General features: G+C 74.8%; 18 protein-coding genes. 12 read left to right on the forward strand and 6 right to left on the reverse strand.

Annotated elements, in window-relative coordinates; all coding sequences use genetic code 11:
- Positions 1-2: 2 nt before the first annotated feature.
- Positions 3-785, reverse strand: a complete 783-nt coding sequence (locus tag ACZ6PY_RS28880; RefSeq protein ID WP_466077921.1) for an ABC transporter permease — start codon at positions 783-785, stop codon at positions 3-5.
- On the reverse strand, positions 782-1,681 hold the full coding sequence (locus ACZ6PY_RS28885) for an ABC transporter ATP-binding protein (RefSeq protein WP_466077924.1): 900 nt from the start codon (positions 1,679-1,681) through the stop codon (positions 782-784). The genes ACZ6PY_RS28880 and ACZ6PY_RS28885 overlap by 4 nt, the downstream gene beginning before the upstream one ends.
- Before the next feature lie 133 nt (positions 1,682-1,814).
- Here ACZ6PY_RS28885 and ACZ6PY_RS28890 point away from each other — a divergent pair, with 133 nt between their 5' ends.
- The 3 genes from ACZ6PY_RS28890 (at position 1,815) to ACZ6PY_RS28900 (ending at position 4,284) form a co-directional block, all read left to right on the forward strand.
- Positions 1,815-3,053 (forward strand): sensor histidine kinase, encoded by a 1,239-nt coding sequence (locus tag ACZ6PY_RS28890; protein WP_466077927.1) that lies wholly within the window; start codon positions 1,815-1,817, stop codon positions 3,051-3,053.
- A 65-nt stretch (positions 3,054-3,118) separates the two neighbouring features.
- A complete protein-coding gene (locus ACZ6PY_RS28895; protein WP_466078036.1) occupies positions 3,119-3,727 on the forward strand; it encodes a response regulator in 609 nt (202 codons plus the stop codon).
- A gap of 104 nt (positions 3,728-3,831) precedes the next feature.
- The gene (locus ACZ6PY_RS28900) at positions 3,832-4,284 is read left to right on the forward strand and encodes a hypothetical protein (RefSeq protein ID WP_313722778.1); all 453 of its coding nucleotides are present in this window, start codon (positions 3,832-3,834) and stop codon (positions 4,282-4,284) included.
- Between the two features lie 93 nt (positions 4,285-4,377).
- On the opposite strand, the gene ACZ6PY_RS28905 is transcribed toward ACZ6PY_RS28900, so the two are convergent.
- Positions 4,378-5,154, reverse strand: a complete 777-nt coding sequence (locus ACZ6PY_RS28905) for a D-Ala-D-Ala carboxypeptidase family metallohydrolase (RefSeq protein ID WP_466077931.1) — start codon at positions 5,152-5,154, stop codon at positions 4,378-4,380.
- Positions 5,155-5,443: 289 nt separating this feature from the next.
- On the opposite strand from ACZ6PY_RS28905, the gene ACZ6PY_RS28910 reads away from it, so the two are divergent.
- A complete protein-coding gene (locus ACZ6PY_RS28910; RefSeq protein ID WP_466077934.1) occupies positions 5,444-6,085 on the forward strand; it encodes a DUF6642 family protein in 642 nt (213 codons plus the stop codon).
- Positions 6,086-6,117: 32 nt separating this feature from the next.
- Positions 6,118-6,582, forward strand: a complete 465-nt coding sequence (locus tag ACZ6PY_RS28915) for a PPOX class F420-dependent oxidoreductase (protein WP_466077937.1) — start codon at positions 6,118-6,120, stop codon at positions 6,580-6,582.
- Between the two features lie 2 nt (positions 6,583-6,584).
- Here the strand turns inward: ACZ6PY_RS28915 and ACZ6PY_RS28920 are convergent, their stop codons facing one another.
- Both ACZ6PY_RS28920 and ACZ6PY_RS28925 read right to left on the reverse strand, forming a co-directional pair.
- Complete coding sequence (locus ACZ6PY_RS28920) at positions 6,585-7,226, reverse strand: NAD(P)-dependent oxidoreductase (protein ID WP_466077940.1); 642 nt, start codon at positions 7,224-7,226, stop codon at positions 6,585-6,587.
- 68 nt (positions 7,227-7,294) lie between these two features.
- Entirely contained in the window at positions 7,295-8,527 is a 1,233-nt protein-coding gene (locus ACZ6PY_RS28925) for a serine hydrolase domain-containing protein (RefSeq protein ID WP_466077943.1), read from the reverse strand.
- A gap of 66 nt (positions 8,528-8,593) precedes the next feature.
- Between ACZ6PY_RS28925 and ACZ6PY_RS28930 the strand changes: the two genes are divergently transcribed.
- From ACZ6PY_RS28930 to ACZ6PY_RS28955, 6 genes are all read left to right on the forward strand, one after another.
- Positions 8,594-9,187, forward strand: a complete 594-nt coding sequence (locus ACZ6PY_RS28930) for a pentapeptide repeat-containing protein (protein ID WP_466077946.1) — start codon at positions 8,594-8,596, stop codon at positions 9,185-9,187.
- 52 nt (positions 9,188-9,239) lie between these two features.
- Positions 9,240-9,692: a pyridoxamine 5'-phosphate oxidase family protein gene (locus ACZ6PY_RS28935; protein WP_466077950.1), complete on the forward strand. Its 453-nt coding sequence runs from the start codon at positions 9,240-9,242 to the stop codon at positions 9,690-9,692.
- 119 nt (positions 9,693-9,811) lie between these two features.
- Positions 9,812-10,942, forward strand: a complete 1,131-nt coding sequence (locus ACZ6PY_RS28940) for a hypothetical protein (protein ID WP_466077953.1) — start codon at positions 9,812-9,814, stop codon at positions 10,940-10,942.
- 103 nt (positions 10,943-11,045) lie between these two features.
- Positions 11,046-11,939 (forward strand): hypothetical protein, encoded by an 894-nt coding sequence (locus ACZ6PY_RS28945; protein WP_466077956.1) that lies wholly within the window; start codon positions 11,046-11,048, stop codon positions 11,937-11,939.
- 79 nt (positions 11,940-12,018) lie between these two features.
- Positions 12,019-12,456, forward strand: coding sequence for a nitroreductase family deazaflavin-dependent oxidoreductase (locus ACZ6PY_RS28950; RefSeq protein WP_466077959.1), 438 nt, complete (start codon positions 12,019-12,021; stop codon positions 12,454-12,456).
- 122 nt (positions 12,457-12,578) lie between these two features.
- A complete protein-coding gene (locus ACZ6PY_RS28955; RefSeq protein WP_466077962.1) occupies positions 12,579-12,890 on the forward strand; it encodes a hypothetical protein in 312 nt (103 codons plus the stop codon).
- 6 nt (positions 12,891-12,896) lie between these two features.
- Here the strand turns inward: ACZ6PY_RS28955 and dacB are convergent, their stop codons facing one another.
- Positions 12,897-14,480 carry a D-alanyl-D-alanine carboxypeptidase/D-alanyl-D-alanine endopeptidase gene (gene dacB, locus ACZ6PY_RS28960; RefSeq protein WP_466077965.1) on the reverse strand — a complete coding sequence of 528 codons (1,584 nt, stop codon included), beginning with the start codon at positions 14,478-14,480 and terminating at the stop codon, positions 12,897-12,899.
- A gap of 309 nt (positions 14,481-14,789) precedes the next feature.
- Between dacB and ACZ6PY_RS28965 the strand changes: the two genes are divergently transcribed.
- Positions 14,790-15,071: a HesB/IscA family protein gene (locus tag ACZ6PY_RS28965; RefSeq protein WP_262281618.1), complete on the forward strand. Its 282-nt coding sequence runs from the start codon at positions 14,790-14,792 to the stop codon at positions 15,069-15,071.

The raw sequence follows: 15,071 nt of genomic DNA on the forward strand, positions 1-15,071 counted from the left end.
GGTCAGGACACCTCCCGCCGCAGCGTGCGGACCAGCCCGGCGACCAGCGGGAGGAGCAGCCAGACGGCCAGCGACACCCCGAGCCGGCCCCACTGCCCGGCGGTCATGTCGGGGGTGAGCAGGGGTTCCATGGTGACCGAGGTGTCCAGCCACCGCGCCGGCTCGCGCAGCGCCCGGATCATCGCGGCGAGGACGCTCCACACGGTCGGCAGCAGGAGGTAGGTGACGATCGCCAGCGGGGTGTTCAGCAGCAGCAGGCCGAAGCCCGCGCCCATCAGCACGTTCGCCACCTGGAACACCGCCGCGTACGGCAGCAGGTGCCAGTCGAAGGTCCAGGTCCCGGCGCCGCCGGTGGCCCGGGCGGCCAGCGTGCCGGCGGCCGCCACGGCCAGGCTGACCAGCACCGAGGCCAGCGCGGCCAGCACCACCGCGGCGAGCTTCGCGGTGACCACCCGCTCCCGGCGGGGCACCAGCGCGAAGGTGGTCAGCGCGGTGCGCTGGGACCACTCCGCCGTGATGGAGAGGATGCCGAGCACCGGCAGGAGCAGCCCGACCGGGAACAGCGACGGGGTGAAGAAGGCGGTGAACGTCTGCTCCGCGTCCTGCACCACGAAGATCTGCACCGTCACGATGACGGCCGCGACCAGCCCGATGGTGATCAGGAGCCAGCGTCCGGCCCGGGTGTCGGCGAGCTTGCGCAGCTCCACCGCGGTCAGCCGGGCCAGCGAGGGCCCGGCGGCGGTGGCACCCCGCAGGGTGGGGGCGGGGGCGGTGACGGCGGTCATCGGACGGCCTCCTTCGTGGACGCGCCGGCGGTGAGGGTGAGGAAGAGCTGTTCGAGTCCGCCACTGCCGGCCGGGCGCAGCTCGGTGAGGACCAGCCCGGCGTCCGCCGCCGCCTGGCCGACCGACTCCGGCTCCGCCCGGACGACGTAGCCGCCGTCGGTGCCGGCGGTCGCCGGCAGGCCGGCCCGGTCCAGGGTCAGCCGCAGGGCGTGCTGGTCCCGGGCGCGGACCAGGGTGCCGGCCCCGGCCAGCAGCTCGTCCTTGCCGCCCTGGGCGACGATCCGCCCGGCGCCGATCACCACGAGCCGGTCGGCCACCGCCTCCACCTCGCGCAGCAGGTGCGAGGAGAGCAGCACGGTGCCGCCCCGGTCGGCGAAGTCGCGCAGCAGGCCGCGCATCCAGAAGATGCCCTCCGGGTCCAGGCCGTTGGCCGGCTCGTCGAGGATCAGCACCCGGGGGTCACCCAGCAGCGCCAGCGCCAGGCCGAGCCGCTGCCGCATGCCCAGGGAGTACGCCCCGACCCGCCGCCGCGCCGCCGTCTCGTTCAGCCCGACCAGGTCCAGCGTCGCGGCGACCTGCCCGCGCTCCACGCCCATGGTCCGGGCGGCCAGGGTCAGCGCCTCCCGGCCGGTCCGCCCGGCGTGCTGGGCGGAGGCGTCGAGCAGGACCCCGATCTCCCGACCCGGGTTGGGCAGCTCCCGGTAGGGCCGCCCGGCGACCGTGGCGCCGCCCGCGCTGGGCGGCGTCATCCCGCAGATCATCCGCATGGTGGTGGACTTGCCGGCGCCGTTCGGGCCGAGGAAACCGGTCACCGTGCCCGGTTCGCAGCGGAACGAGACATCCTCGACGGCGGTGTGCGGGCCGTACCGCTTGGTGAGGTGGTCGACTTCGATCATGCCGTCGAGCCTGCCGGGGCCACCCGGTCGCCCGCTGCGGCCGGCGGTCGGGAGCCGTCGATACCTCGGTCTACCCGCAGGCGTCGACTTTGGTAGCTGGTCGGGGCCGCGACGGGCTTCCTAGCATGGGTGGATGAGCAGCGCCGTCGTGCCCGACCACCCCTGGCTGCTGCCGGGATCCCTGGCACCCACCGCCCGGGTGCCCCGGCGGACGCCCCGGGACTGGCTGGTCGACAGCCTGGCGTTCCTGTTCTCGGTGATCTGGGTGCTGCTCTCCTACGCCGACTCGCTGCGGCCCGAGCCGGAATTCGCGCTGAACCTCGGGCCGGGCTGGCTGAACCAGCTGGACCTAGCCATCGGGTTGCTGGTCAGCGCGGCCCTCTGGCTGCGCCGGCGCTGGCCGGTCGGGCTGGCCGTGGCCGCCGCGCCGCTGGCCCTCTTCTCGGTCACCGCCGGGATCGCGCTGCTGATCATCCTGTTCACGCTCGTGGTGCACCAGCGGCTCGCGGTCGCGCTGGCGCTGGTCGGCTGGCACCTCCTGACGACGCCGCTCTACCTGGCGATCCGCCCCGACCCGGTGCTGCCGTTCTGGGCGGCCGTGGCCTGGACCCTGCTCTTCATCGGCGGGACGGTGGCCTGGGCGCTGTTCGTCCGGGCCCGCCGCCAGCTCGTGCTGTCGCTGCGCGACCGGGCCGAGCGGGCCGAGGCCGAGCAGCAGCTCCGGCTGGAGCAGGCCCGCCAGCTCGAACGCACCCGGATCGCCCGGGAGATGCACGATGTGCTCGCGCACCGGATCTCCCTGCTCAGCCTGCACGCCGGCGCCCTGGAGTTCCGCCCGGACGCGCCCCCCGAGGAGGTCGCCCGGGCGGCCGGCGTGATCCGGGCCAGCGCGCACGCCGCTCTGCAGGACCTGCGCGAGGTGATCGGCGTGCTCCGCGCCGAGCCGTCCGTCGAGGCCACCCCCGAGCGCCCGCAACCCACCCTGGGCGACGTCCCCGCCCTGGTCGCCGAGTCCCGGACCGCCGGCGTACGGGTCAGCGTGGTGGACGAGGTCGCCGACCGGGCGGCGGTGCCGGCGGCGGTCGGGCGCAGCGCGTACCGGATCGTGCAGGAGGGGCTCACCAACGCCCGCAAGCACGCGCCCGGGGCGGTGGTGACCGTCCGGCTGGCCGGCGGCCCCGGCGACGGCCTGGCCGTGGAGATCCGTAACCCGTGGCCGGTCGGCGAGGCCGGCTCGCCGATCCCCGGCACCGGGACCGGGCTGGTGGGTGTCGCGGAACGGGTCAGCCTGGCCGGCGGCCGGCTCGACCACGGGCGGGACGCCGGCGGCGACTTCCGGCTCACCGCCTGGCTGCCCTGGGCGCCCGCGTGACCGCCGAGCCGCCGGTCCGGGTGCTGATCGTCGACGACGACGCGCTGGTCCGGGCCGCGCTGTCGATGATCCTCGGCGGGATGCCGGACGTGCGGGTGGTCGGCGAGGCCACCGACGGCGCGGAGGTGCCCGCCGCGGTCGCCGCGTACGCCCCGGACGTGGTGCTCATGGACATCCGGATGCCCCGCGTCGACGGGCTGGCCGCCACCGAGGCGCTGCGGGCCGCGCCGGACCCGCCCGAGGTGCTGGTGCTGACCACCTTCGACGCCGACGAGCAGGTGCTGCGGGCGCTGCGCGCCGGGGCCAGCGGCTTCCTGCTCAAGGACACCCCGCCCGCCGAGATCGTGGCGGCGGTGCGCCGGGTCGCGGCCGGCGAGGCGACCCTGTCCCCGGCGGTCACCCGCAAGCTCATCGCGCACGTGACCGCGCCGGTGCCCGCCCGGTCGCCGGACCCCCGGCGGGAGCGGGCGCTGCGGCTGCTCGACGACCTGACCGAACGGGAGCGGGAGGTCGCCGTGGCGCTCGGGCAGGGCCGGAGCAACGCGGAGATCTCCGCGGAGCTGTTCATGAGCGTGGCGACCGTGAAGGCGTACGTGTCGCGCCTGCTCACGAAGCTCGATCTGAACAACCGGGTGCAGGTGGCGCTGCTGGTGCAGGACGCCGGGTTGGTGTGACCGCCGGGCGGGATTGAACTACTGCCGGCGCGGGGCCGTACCAGTGGTCGAGGATGTGGTGCGGCCGGTCCGCCGCACCGCTGCCGAGCTGCGGGAGGCCTGCCGTGCGAGTTGGTGAGCAGTCGACGGATCCCATCGATCAGATCCTGGGTGAGGTGCCGGTGCCGGCGCCGCTGACCCCCGAGGACGTCCGCCTCGCGGTCCGGGCGGTGGTGGTGCACGCCGCCGAGGAGTGGCCCGCCGGACCGAAGTGCCGCAACGACGGGTCCGCGTACCCCTGCCGGCTGCACCGGTGGGGGCGGCGGGTGCTGGAGATCCACGGCCTCAACGAGCGTCAGATCGACGCGCTGGTGCGCCACGGGAACCCGTTCGTGCACGTGCCCTTCCCGTTCGTGCTGTCCGGGCCGTCGGCCGGCCGGCCGACGGCGCCGCAGTCCCCGCGCGGCCCGGCCGGCCGGGTCGCCGCACCTCCGGTGCGGCCCGCTCTCCGGCCCGGCGGCACCGGCCGGCCCGTGGCGCCCCCCGCCACCCGGCCGCGCTGGCCCCGGGCGAGCTGACGACCGTTCCGGGTCGCAGCGGCACCGGGGCCGCCGGCGGCGGCCCGGGCGCGGGGAGCCCCCACCCCCGCGTCGGGCCGCCGTCGGTGTCGCTCAGCTCACCCCGCAGTCCGGGACGGACCAGGTGGTGCCGTTCGCCGACTGGTCCTGGTTGTTCTCCCGGCGCGAGTCCACGTGGACGTGGTCGCTGTGCCCGGGGTAGCCCGGGCCCAGGAGGCCGCTGAAGCCGTGGCTGCGGGCCGACTGGGCCACCTGGCAGAGCGTCCTGCTGCGGGACAGCACGTCGGCCGCGGTGCCGTAGAGGTGCTGGCTGTCCGCGGCCCCGCCGACCTCCTGGTTGCAGGCGATGCTGCGGAAGCCGCTGGTGACGTAGAGCGGCGTGTCGCCGAGGCTGCGCCGCAGCGCCTCCAGCTTCCACATGGTGCGTACCGCGTTCTCCCGGGTCGCGGTCGACGAGAGCGGGCCCCCGCTCCACCCGCCCTTGCCGCAGCCGTTGTCGAGTTCGGTGTAGCTGAAGTGCTTCGGGGTGCAGTCGTCGTCCTGGAGGTCGTAGATCTTGGCGAAGGTCCGCGGGCCGGCGACGCCGTCGGCGGGGAGCCCGTACGCGGACTGGAAGCGGCGGACGGCGGCCGCCGTCTCGGGCCCGTAGATGCCGTCGACACGGACGATGTCCCGGTACGCGGCCCAGCCCGCCACGCGGATCTGGAGTTGCCGGACGTCCTCCCCGGACCGCCCCTGGTAGAGGTTCCGGGGCCAGGTGTAGCAGCCGTCGGCGTGGGCCGCCGGCGCGGCGACGACCGTGGCGACCGCGGCCCCGGGCAGGGCCAGCGCGGCCGCGACCATGGCCCGCTTGAGCATGTTGATGCGCACTGCGTTCCTCCGAGTGGAGAGTGATGGGGGGTTGTGCCGGGACATCGACCGGTAAGTCCCGTACTTCCACCGTCGCAGCACTCCTGGCGATTCGTAGCAGATAACCGGAATTGCTCTCGCATTGGACCGCGGCTGGGTATTAGCTGCGGATTGCGGTGATTGTGAAACACCCATTGCTGCCCGGAACCGCGTGTCCGTGACGGAACCCGTCAACAGCCCCCACCGAGGGTGATGTCCCCTCGCCCCCGCCGCCCGGTAACGTCTGCCTCCGAGGCGGGGGAGGTGGGCGTTGGCGCGAGGTGGCGTCTTCTGCGTCGAGGGGCAGTGGCACCGGGACCTCAACGAGCGCGGTTCCGTCCTGCCCACCCTCGAACTGCTCGAACGGCTGGGCCGGATCCGTTTCATCCACAAGGACGCCGCCACCCGCGACGAGCTCTTCTACTTCCTCGACCGCTGGCTGCTCAAGCAGTACGCCGACTTCCGGGTCGGATTCTTCGCCATGCACGGCGAACCGAGCCGGCTCTGCCTCACCGACTGGGACTCGGTCGAGCTGGCCGACGTCGCCGAGCGGATGGCCGGCCGCTGCGAGGGCCGCCGCCTCTACTTCGGCAGCTGCTCGGTGCTGCGCGCCTCCGACGCCGCGCTGCGCGACTTCCTCGACGTCACCGGGGCCGCGCTGGTCTGCGGCTTCACCCGCGAGGTGGACTGGGTCGAGTCGGCTGCGTTCGAGACGGTGCTGCTCGACGTGCTGGCCAACGGGCAGCGGCACAACGCCGCCGAACTGCGGATGGGCTCGGCCCACTGGGCGCCGCTCGCCTCGTACCTCGGCTTCCGGGTGATCTACGCGAACGGCCGCGCCTGGCGGGCCAGCGTGCGGCCGCGCGTGCCGGAGCAGGTCTCGCCGCGCCGCGGCGCCGGCCGTCCGCGGTGAGGCGCGCCCGGCCCGCCTGGTAGAACCGAGGCATGGCACGCACCATCGCGAGCAACACCCGGGTCGACCGGGACGCCCTCATCGAGTTCCTCCGCCCCCGGCACCGGGTCGTGCTCATGACGACCCGCGCCGACGGCCGGCCGCAGTCCTCCCCGGTCTCCTGCGGGGTCGACCCCGCGGGGCGGCTGGTGATCTCCACCTATCCGGAGCGGGCCAAGGTGACGAACATCCGCCGCGACCCCCGGGTCTCCGCGTGCGTGCTCTCCGACGACTGGAACGGGCCGTGGGTGCAGGTCGACGGCACCGCCGAGGTGCTCGACCTGCCGGAGGCGCTCGACCCGCTCGTCGACTACTTCCGCAGCATCTCCGGTGAGCACCCGGACTGGGACGAGTACCGCGAGGCGATGGTCAGGCAGGGCAAGTCGCTGATCCGGGTGACCGTCGAGAGCTGGGGGCCGATCGCCACCGGCGGCTTCCCCGCCCGGCTGGCCGACTGACCTCAGTACGCGGCGGTGAACCGGGCGTTGCCGAACCGAGGGTTCTCGATCTCGTCGACGATCGCCACCGCCAGGTCCTCGTAGGTGAGCACCGACCGGCCCTGTGCGTCGGTGACCGGCTGGTCGGTGCCGGTCCGGTAGTGGCCGGTGCGCTCGCCCGGGTGGAACTCCAGCGGCGGCGGCGAGACGTACGTCCAGGTCACGCCGTCGGCCGAGGAGCGGTAGAACTCCAGGGCGTCGGCCTGGCCCTGGGCCGAGTCCCGGTACTCCTCCGGGAAGTCCGGCTCGTCCAGGTACCGGGTGCCCTTCGGGGTCAGCAACGTCGCCCCGCCCCCCACGTGGATCACCCGGGGCGGGTCCGGCAGCTCGCGCAGCGTGTCGACCAGGGTCCGGGCCGCGTCGCGCCACAGCTCCCGCTCCCCGCCGCCGATGGCCACCACGAACACGTCGGCGTCCCCGGCCAGTTCCCGCACGCTCCGGGCCGAGGTCGCGTCACCGGTCACCGTGCGGACCCCGGGCGGCAGGTAGCTGGTCGCCTCCGGGCGGCGCACCGCCGCGGTGACCCGGTGCCCCCGCTCGACCGCCTCGGCGGCGATCCGGGAGCCCGCGGTGCCGCCGGCGCCGAACACGACGATGTCGCTCATGCTCCCCAGGCTAGGGAGCGGGCCGCCCGACCGGTGCCGTTCCGACGAACCGGCCGGGCGCCGGGCGGTCAGTCGACCAGGGCCGAGTAGACGAGCTGGCGCAGCTGGGGGCGGAGCGGATAGGTGCTCGACGGCATGAGCTGGGTGAAGAGCAGCGCCGTGACCTCCTCCACCGGGTCCACCCAGAAGGCGGTGCTGGCCAGGCCGCCCCAGTAGTACTCGCCCACGCTGCTCGGCACCCGGGACGGCACCGGGTCGAGCACCACGGCGAAGCCGAGCCCGAAGCCGACCCCGTCGAGGATCGTCTCGGCGAAGCCCTCCGGCGAGAACGACGCCAGGTCCCGGTTGCCGGGCAGGTGGTTGCGGGTCATGAAGCGCACCGTGCGGGGGCCGAGCAGGCGGACCCCGTCCAGCTCGCCGCCGCGCAGCAGGAACTGGGTGAACCGGTGGTAGTCGGCGGCCGTGGAGACGAGCCCGCCGCCGCCGGAGAGGCACTCCGGCGCGCGGAGCGCGAAGCGGCCGATCGCCTCGGCGCGGACCGCCTGACCGGTGGCCGGGTGCGGCGTGTACAGCGCGGCGAGGCGCTTCGCGTCCGGCTCGTCGACCCACCAGCGGGTGTCGGTCATGCCCAGCGGACGGAAGATCCGCTCGGTGAAGAACGCGTCCAGCGACTGCCCGGAGACCACCTCGACCAGCCGGCCCAGCACGTCGGTCGAGACCCCGTAGTTCCAGCTGGTGCCGGGCTGGAAGAGCAGCGGCAGCCGGGCCATCCCGCGGGTCGCCTCGGCCAGGTCGGCCCCGGCCGGTACGCCCAGGTCGAAGCCCGCCGCCCGGTAGAGGCCGTCGACCACGTTCACCTGGGCGAAGCCGTAGGTCAGGCCGGCGGTGTGGGTGAGCAGGTGCCACACCCGGACCGGCTCGACCGCCGGCACCGTGTACGGCTTGAGCACCGAACCCCGGTCGTAGACCCGCACGTCGGCGAACTCCGGCAGCCAGCGGCTGATCGGGTCGTTCAGCTCGAACCGGCCCTCCTCCCAGAGCATCATGGCGGCGACCGAGGTGATCGGCTTGGTCATCGAGTAGATGCGCCAGAGGGTGTCCGGCTCGACCGGCGCGCCGGCCTCCCGGTCCCGCAGCCCGTAGGTGGCGGAGTGGGCGATCTCGCCCCGGCGGGTCACCACGATCTGCCAGCCGGCGAGCCGGCCGTCGTCGACGTACCTGCCGAAGTGCTCGTCGATCCGCGCCAGCCGGGCGGGGTCGAAGCCGATGCGGTCCGGGTCGGTGCTCACTGCGACGCTCACGACGCCGAACCTACCGGCCGGTACGGCGAGCGGGAAGTGTCGGCCGGACACACTAGTCTCGGGCGCATGCCGGAAGCCGCCGAGGACGTCACCTACCGCCACCAGGACTGGTACGCCGAGGAGCTGGTCGACAGGCACTTCGTCCGGTGCGAGTTCTTCCACGTCGACCTCACCGAGGCGGTCAGCCGGGGCGCCACCTTCACCGAGTGCGTCTTCGGCAACGTGGCCCTCAACTCCTCCCGGCACACCGACTCGGCCTTCACCCGCTGCACCTTCAAGCGGTGCAACCTCTTCGAGGCCGAGTTCACCGGCTGCAAGCTGGTCGGCAGCAGCTTCGAGCAGTGCGACCTGCGGCCGCTGCGGGTCGACGGGGGCGACTGGTCCTTCGTCGCCCTGTCCGGTGCCGACCTGCGCGGCGTGCGCATCACCGACGCGCGCCTGCGCGAGGCCGACCTGACCGGCGCCGACCTGACCGGCGCGGTGCTCACCGGCCTCGACCTCTCCGGCGCCCAGTTGCACGCCGCCAAGCTGAGCCGGGCCGACCTGCGCGGCAGCGACCTGACCGCGCTCGACCCGACGGCTGTCGAGCGGGCCGGCGCGATCGTCGACGCCGGGCAGGCCGTCGTGCTGGCGCAGGCGCTGGGCTTCGAGATTCGCTGATCCGCGCGGAAAGGCGCCGCGGGTTGTCAGGTATCCCGGGCAGGCTGGTCGCATGACATGGTGGTCCGACCTGGTGGCGTCCGAACCCGACTTCGCGGCGCGGGTGCGCGCCCGCTTCGCCGTCCGCAGGCACGGCACGATGGCGACGCTGCGGCGGGACGGCTCGCCGCGGATCAGCGGCACCGAGTTCGACTTCGCCGACGACGGGCAGCTCCGCCTGGGCAGCATGGCCGGCGCGTTGAAGGCGCTCGACCTGCGCCGCGACCCGCGGGTGGCGCTGCACAGCCCGACCGAGGACGCCCCGGAGGACGACCCGACCGCCTGGGCGGGCGACGCGAAGATCGCCGGCCGCGCGCACGAGGAGCCCGCGGGCGAGGACGGCTCCCACCTGTTCCGCATCGAGGTGACCGAGGTGGTGCTCACCCGGGTCGGCGATCCGCCGGACCACCTGGTCATCGAGAGCTGGCACCCGGACCTCGGCCTGCGGCGGCGCGAGCGGCGCTGACCGGCGCTGTCGGGAAGATGCCTCCGGTCGACGCCTTCTCGAAGATCGAGGTGTGTGTCATCCTCCCTGCGGCGGGCCACGGGGACGGCCGCCGGCGCCGGTGGCCGAGGGAGGGGTCGGTGGCTGAGGACGAACTCACGCAGACCGGTATCCGCGTCGGGGGGTGGCTGCCCGCCGTGCCGGCCGAGCCCGCCCGCACGGCGGAGCCGCCGCCCGGGCCCCGCCGGCTGCCCGGCGACCCGGACGCCCCGCCGCCCGCGCCCTCCGCCCCGCCGGCGCCGGGCGGCGCCGACCCCGCCGCGCCCTCCGCACCGCCGGCCCCGGACCTGCCCGGCCGCGCCGACCCGGCCGCGCCACCCGCGGCGGCGAGGCCCGCCGCGCCGGTGCGGCACTCCGCCCCGCAGGGCGTCACGGCCCGGCTCGCCGGGCTGGTCGGCCCCGCGGCGGCCAGGGTCCGCACCGCGGTCGGCGTGGCGCCCGACCAGCCCACCCGGGTCGGGGTGGCCCGCGCCCGGCGTCGCCGGCGGCGGATGATCCTCGCGGGTGCGGCGCTGACCGCGCTGGTGCTGGTGCTGGCGTACGCCGGTCGGGGCGCGGAACCGGACGGCCGGCCGACCGTGCCGGCGGCCGCGCCCACGGCCCCGGCCCCGGCGTCGGCCGCCGCGCCGCCCACCGTGGTGCCGGTGACCGGCAACCCGGCCCTGCCCGGCGGGCCGCTGCTGAGCCTCGACCAGGAGCCGGTGCCGCCGTCGGTGTCGCTGACGGTGCTCGGCAGCCGGGACTGGCTGCACTGGGGCGGCACCGGCGCGGCGAGCGTCCAGCGCAAGCAGCGCGGCACCGGCGAGCTCGGCGAGCTCGGCGGTGACCGCCTGGAGCACAACGCCGGCGCCGCCGCTCTCACCTGGACGGACGGCACGCCGACCGCCCGGCAGGACGGGACCCGGTCCGGAGTCTTCCAGCGTGGCGCGGGGAGGAGCTTCGCGCTGAGCGTGGCCGGCAGCGGCGACCTGCGGACGGTCCGGCTCTTCGTCGGCGCGTTCTCGGCCGGCGCGCGGCTCGACGTGCGGCTCTCCGGCGGCGGCGACCCGGCCGTCCGCGAGGTCGCCCTCGCGGCCGGGGACCGCTTCTTCCAGTACGTCGTCCACTTCCGCGCGCCGCGCGGCCAGCAGCTGCTGGTCACCTGGCGGGCGCTCACGGTGGTGGGCGCGGAGAACGACGGGGTGACGCTGGAGGCGGTCACCGTGAGTTGAGGTGCCGTCGCTACCGATTGGTAACGAAGTGGAAACTGCCCCCCGCCGACATATGGCGCACCGAGGCCCATGATGGAAACGTGAACCGGCGGCCGGAGCGGCGGTGAGCGGAGGTTCGGTGGGGCAGCAGGACCACGGTCGGGTCGGTGGCCGGACGTCGTACCCGCACGGGCAGACGCGGTCGGCGCTCCGCCGGCTCGCACGGGCCCGGCAACGGCGGCGCTGGTTGCTGGAGGCGCTGGTCGCGTTCGCCTGCCTGGCCGCGCTGGTGGCCTACCTCGGCACCGAGCGGCACGACACGCCCCGCGAGGAGAGCGCCGTGCTGCCCGTCGCGCCGACCGGCCGCCCCGTGCTGCCGCCCGCGGGCGGCACGCAGCCGGGGGCCGTCACTCCCGGGCTGCGCCCCCGCCAGCGCCCACCCTCGCCCAGCCCGTCGCCGTCCACACCCGCGGTGCCGCCGACGCTGACCGTGAGCCAGTCCGACGTGCCCGCGCGGGTCGACCTCAGCGCGGTGGGCGCGGTCGACTGGGTCCAGTGGGGACACCTCGGCGCCCGGACGCCGGTGCGCAAGCGGCACGGCTCCGGCGACGTCCGCGACGAGGGCGGCCGGGGCCGGCGGCAGAGCTACGGCAACAACCCCGAGGCGTACGCCTGGCGCGACGGTGCCCCGGTCGGCTCGGCGGACGGCACCATGTCCGGCGTGTACACCTGCGACCGGGGCAGCGGCTTCACGCTGGCCGTGGTCGCCGACGGCCAGCCCCGCACCGTGCACCTCTACGCCGGCCTGTGGATGGCCCGCGCCCGCCTCGACCTGCGGATCTCCGGCGGCGGGCCGGCCAGCACGGTCCGCCTGGAGGACCCGCACACCGTGCGGACCGCCGACTTCACCATCCGGTTCCGCGCCCCGGCCGGCGCGAAGCTGCTGATGACCTGGACGGTCGAGGAGTCCCTGGGGGACTGCGGCAACGTCAGCCTCCAGGCCGTCGCGCTGCGCTGACCGCGATCATCAGGTGCCCGGGGCCGGCCGGGGGTAGCGTGGGCCCGGCGGGCCGACCGACGATCCGGGAGGGACATCGATGCCCACGAGCGAGCAGGTGCTGGACAGCCCCGAGGGCTGGGTGGCCGACCACATCCGGCGATACGTCGAGACGGGCGGCGCGGAGGGCCACGAGTGGCGTCCCGGCGTCTTCACCCTGCTGCTGACCACCCGTGGCCGGCGCTCCGGCAAGCTGCGCCGCACCGCGCTGATCTACGGGCGCGACGGCGACGCCTACCTGGTGGTGGCCTCGCAGGGCGGCGCGCCGCAGCACCCCGCCTGGTACCTGAACCTGCTCGCCGACCCCGAGGCGCAGGTGCAGGTCGGGCCGGACACCTTCCCGGTCCGGGCGCGCACCGCGACGGCGGAGGAGAAGCCGCGGATGTGGCGCACCATGACGGCCGCCTGGCCGGCGTACGACGAGTACCAGAGGAAGACCGACCGGGAGATCCCGGTGGTGGTGCTGGAACGCCTCTGACGCCCGCGCCGGGAGGTGGGGGCGCGACCCGGACGCGGGGACAGTTTGTCCGTCGCGGTCGGCGCGGGACGCCGTAGGTTTCCGCTGTCCCCGTCCGACCATCCGCTGTGGAGGCTCGACCGATGAGCAGCAGTGCCCGCGTCGTCCGTTCCCTTCCGCCGTCCGACGGCGACGTGTTGCGGGAGATCCCACTGCCGCCGTACGTGACCGGTGAGGACGCCCAGTTCGCGGTGCGGGCGGTGGTGGTGCACGCGCCACGGCGCTGGTCCGGCGGGAAAATCTGCCGGAACGACGCCAGCCCGCACCCGTGCCGGCTGCACCGCTGGGGCCGGGAGGTGCTGACGTTGCGCGGCCTGCCGCCCGCCGAGATCGACGCGCTCATCGAGCGCGGCGACCCCGCCGCCGAGCCGGGTCCGCCCCGGCCCGGCGCCTGAGCGGGGTCAGCAGACCGCCGGCTTCACCCAGGAGCACTCCAGGCCCTCGGGCACCCGTGGCGAGTCCGGCGCCGTCGGCACCGCCACCCGCGCCGTGGTCGTCGCCTTCGCGGTGTACGAGGCCAGCGCGATGGCGATCTGGTCCTCCAACCCCTTGACCGACGAGGTCAGGTAGTTGTTGAGCACGACGGAGAAGGCCAGCACGTGCCCGTCGGCGTCGGTGGCGTAGCCGGACAGGCTGGACGCCCCGGTCAGGCTGCCGGTCTTGGCGTGCACGTTGTTGGCGGCCGCGGTGCCGGCCATCCGGCTGCGCAGCGTGCCGCCGACGAACCGCTCCGGGTTGCCCGCCACCGGCAGGGCCGCGTACCAGGTGTCGAACCAGGGTTCGGCGCGGACCGCCGAGAGCAGCGCGACGAACTGGGCGGGCGGGATCATGTTGCGCCGGGACAGCCCGGAGCCGTCGCGCTGGCGCAGCGTCCCGGTGTCCATCCCGGAGTCGCCGACGTACTCGCTGATCGCGGTCAGCCCGGCGGCCCAGGTGCCGGAGCCGGAGAGCACCCGGCCCAGCTCCTTGGTGAGCACCTCGGCGTGGCCGTTGTTGGAGAGCTTGAGGAACGGCACCATGAGGTCGGCCAGCGGCATCGAGTCGTGCCGGGCGACCGGCGTGGCGTCGTCCGGGGTGGCCTGGCCGAGGACGGTGCGGCCGAGGACCCGCACCCCGTGCCGGCGCAGCGCCGACCGGAAGACGTCCGCCGCGTACCCGGTGGGTTCCCAGACCGTCATCCAGTCGCTCTCCTCGGCCTGGCCGACCGCGATCTGGCCGGTCACCACGATGGTGTTCCCACCGTGCTCGCGCTCGAAGGAGATCGTCGTCTCGCCGGTGGCGACCGTCTGGGCCCGGTTGTCGATGCGCAGCCAGTCGTTGGCCGGCGTCATGGTGACCTTCGGCCGCGCGCCGGCCTGGGCGCCCGGCGCGGCGTGCACGATCACCGTGCCGGCGTCGTAGTCGGTGTTGGGGGCGACGGTCAGCGCGGAGACCTGTGCCGCGTAGTAGTAGGACTCGTCGTCCCAGGTCCAGTCCGGGCCGAGGCGGGTCCGGTCGTAGCGGGTGTCGTCCGCGACCAGGTTGCCGGTCACCACCCGTACGCCCGCGGCGGCCACCTGGGCGGCGAGCCGGTCGTAGTCCTCGGCCAGCATGGTCGGGTCGCCCCCGCCGCGCAGGTAGAGGTTGCCGGAGAGCAGCCCGGCCCGGCGGATCCCGTCGCCGGCCACGTCGGTGGTGAAGCGGTGCCCGGGGCCGAGCAGTTCCATGGCCGCCGTCGAGGTGAGCAGCTTGGTGTTCGAGGCGGGAACCAGCCGCCGGTCACCGTTGCGGTCGTAGAGGGTCTCCCCGGTGGTGGTGTCGACGACGACCACGCCGGCCTGGGCCCCGGCCAGCCGGGAGTCGGCGAGGATCGCGTCGATGGTCGCGTGCAGCCGGGTCTGCGCGGGGGTGGGCGCTTCGGCCGTGGCGGTGGACGCGCCGGCGGTGGCCGCGGTGGCGACCAGCGCCAGCACCGCGAGCGCCCGGGGGAAGAGACGACGATGCATGTGCCGATGCTGCCATGGAGCTTTCCTCCAGAGAAGACTCCACGGCGAAAGTTATTGACAAACCCGGTGGATTACCCGCAGGCCGGGGGAAGAAACATTCCCGCCGCCGTCGTCACCCGCCCCGGTGTCGACTGACCCGGCTCTATTTGACGGATGCCCGGTCAGGGGGCACCGTAGGCCGTGAGGGGCGTTCGACCTGCCCTGGTTTGCACGGCGAAGCCTGATTCGCCTTCCCGGGGTCCCGACCGGCCACGCGGGCGCCGCATCGAGCCGCCCGCGATTCCCGAAGCAGACACGAGGAGTTCCGCCATGCTGACCATGACCGACAACGCCGTCCTGGTGATCCGCGACCTCGCCAACCAGCAGGACGTCGCCGAGGAGGGCGGCCTGCGGATCGCCGCCGACACCGACGCGGGCTCGCTCTCCATCGAGCTGGTCGAGCAGCCGGCCCAGGGCGACCAGGTGATCGACGACCAGGGCGCCCGCATCTTCCTCGACGCCGATGCCGCCGAGCTGCTCAACGACACCTCCGTGGACGCCACCGTCGACGACGAGGGCGTCGTGCAGTTCGGCTTCACCGACAAGGAGTGA

This window comes from Micromonospora sp. NPDC048907, from assembly GCF_055586885.1.

Excerpts from the sequence above, each read along its gene's own strand:
- dacB (WP_466077965.1), bottom strand. The coding sequence starts at position 14,480 with ATGCATCGTCGTCTCTTCCCCCGGGCGCTCGCGGTGCTGGCGCTGGTC.
- ACZ6PY_RS28930 (WP_466077946.1), top strand. The coding sequence starts at position 8,594 with ATGCCGGAAGCCGCCGAGGACGTCACCTACCGCCACCAGGACTGGTAC.
- ACZ6PY_RS28965 (WP_262281618.1), top strand. The coding sequence starts at position 14,790 with ATGCTGACCATGACCGACAACGCCGTCCTGGTGATCCGCGACCTCGCC.
- ACZ6PY_RS28950 (WP_466077959.1), top strand. The coding sequence starts at position 12,019 with ATGCCCACGAGCGAGCAGGTGCTGGACAGCCCCGAGGGCTGGGTGGCC.
- ACZ6PY_RS28895 (WP_466078036.1), top strand. The coding sequence starts at position 3,119 with ATGATCCTCGGCGGGATGCCGGACGTGCGGGTGGTCGGCGAGGCCACC.
- ACZ6PY_RS28920 (WP_466077940.1), bottom strand. The coding sequence starts at position 7,226 with ATGAGCGACATCGTCGTGTTCGGCGCCGGCGGCACCGCGGGCTCCCGG.
- ACZ6PY_RS28955 (WP_466077962.1), top strand. The coding sequence starts at position 12,579 with ATGAGCAGCAGTGCCCGCGTCGTCCGTTCCCTTCCGCCGTCCGACGGC.
- ACZ6PY_RS28915 (WP_466077937.1), top strand. The coding sequence starts at position 6,118 with ATGGCACGCACCATCGCGAGCAACACCCGGGTCGACCGGGACGCCCTC.
- ACZ6PY_RS28890 (WP_466077927.1), top strand. The coding sequence starts at position 1,815 with ATGAGCAGCGCCGTCGTGCCCGACCACCCCTGGCTGCTGCCGGGATCC.
- ACZ6PY_RS28885 (WP_466077924.1), bottom strand. The coding sequence starts at position 1,681 with ATGATCGAAGTCGACCACCTCACCAAGCGGTACGGCCCGCACACCGCC.
- ACZ6PY_RS28880 (WP_466077921.1), bottom strand. The coding sequence starts at position 785 with ATGACCGCCGTCACCGCCCCCGCCCCCACCCTGCGGGGTGCCACCGCC.
- ACZ6PY_RS28935 (WP_466077950.1), top strand. The coding sequence starts at position 9,240 with ATGACATGGTGGTCCGACCTGGTGGCGTCCGAACCCGACTTCGCGGCG.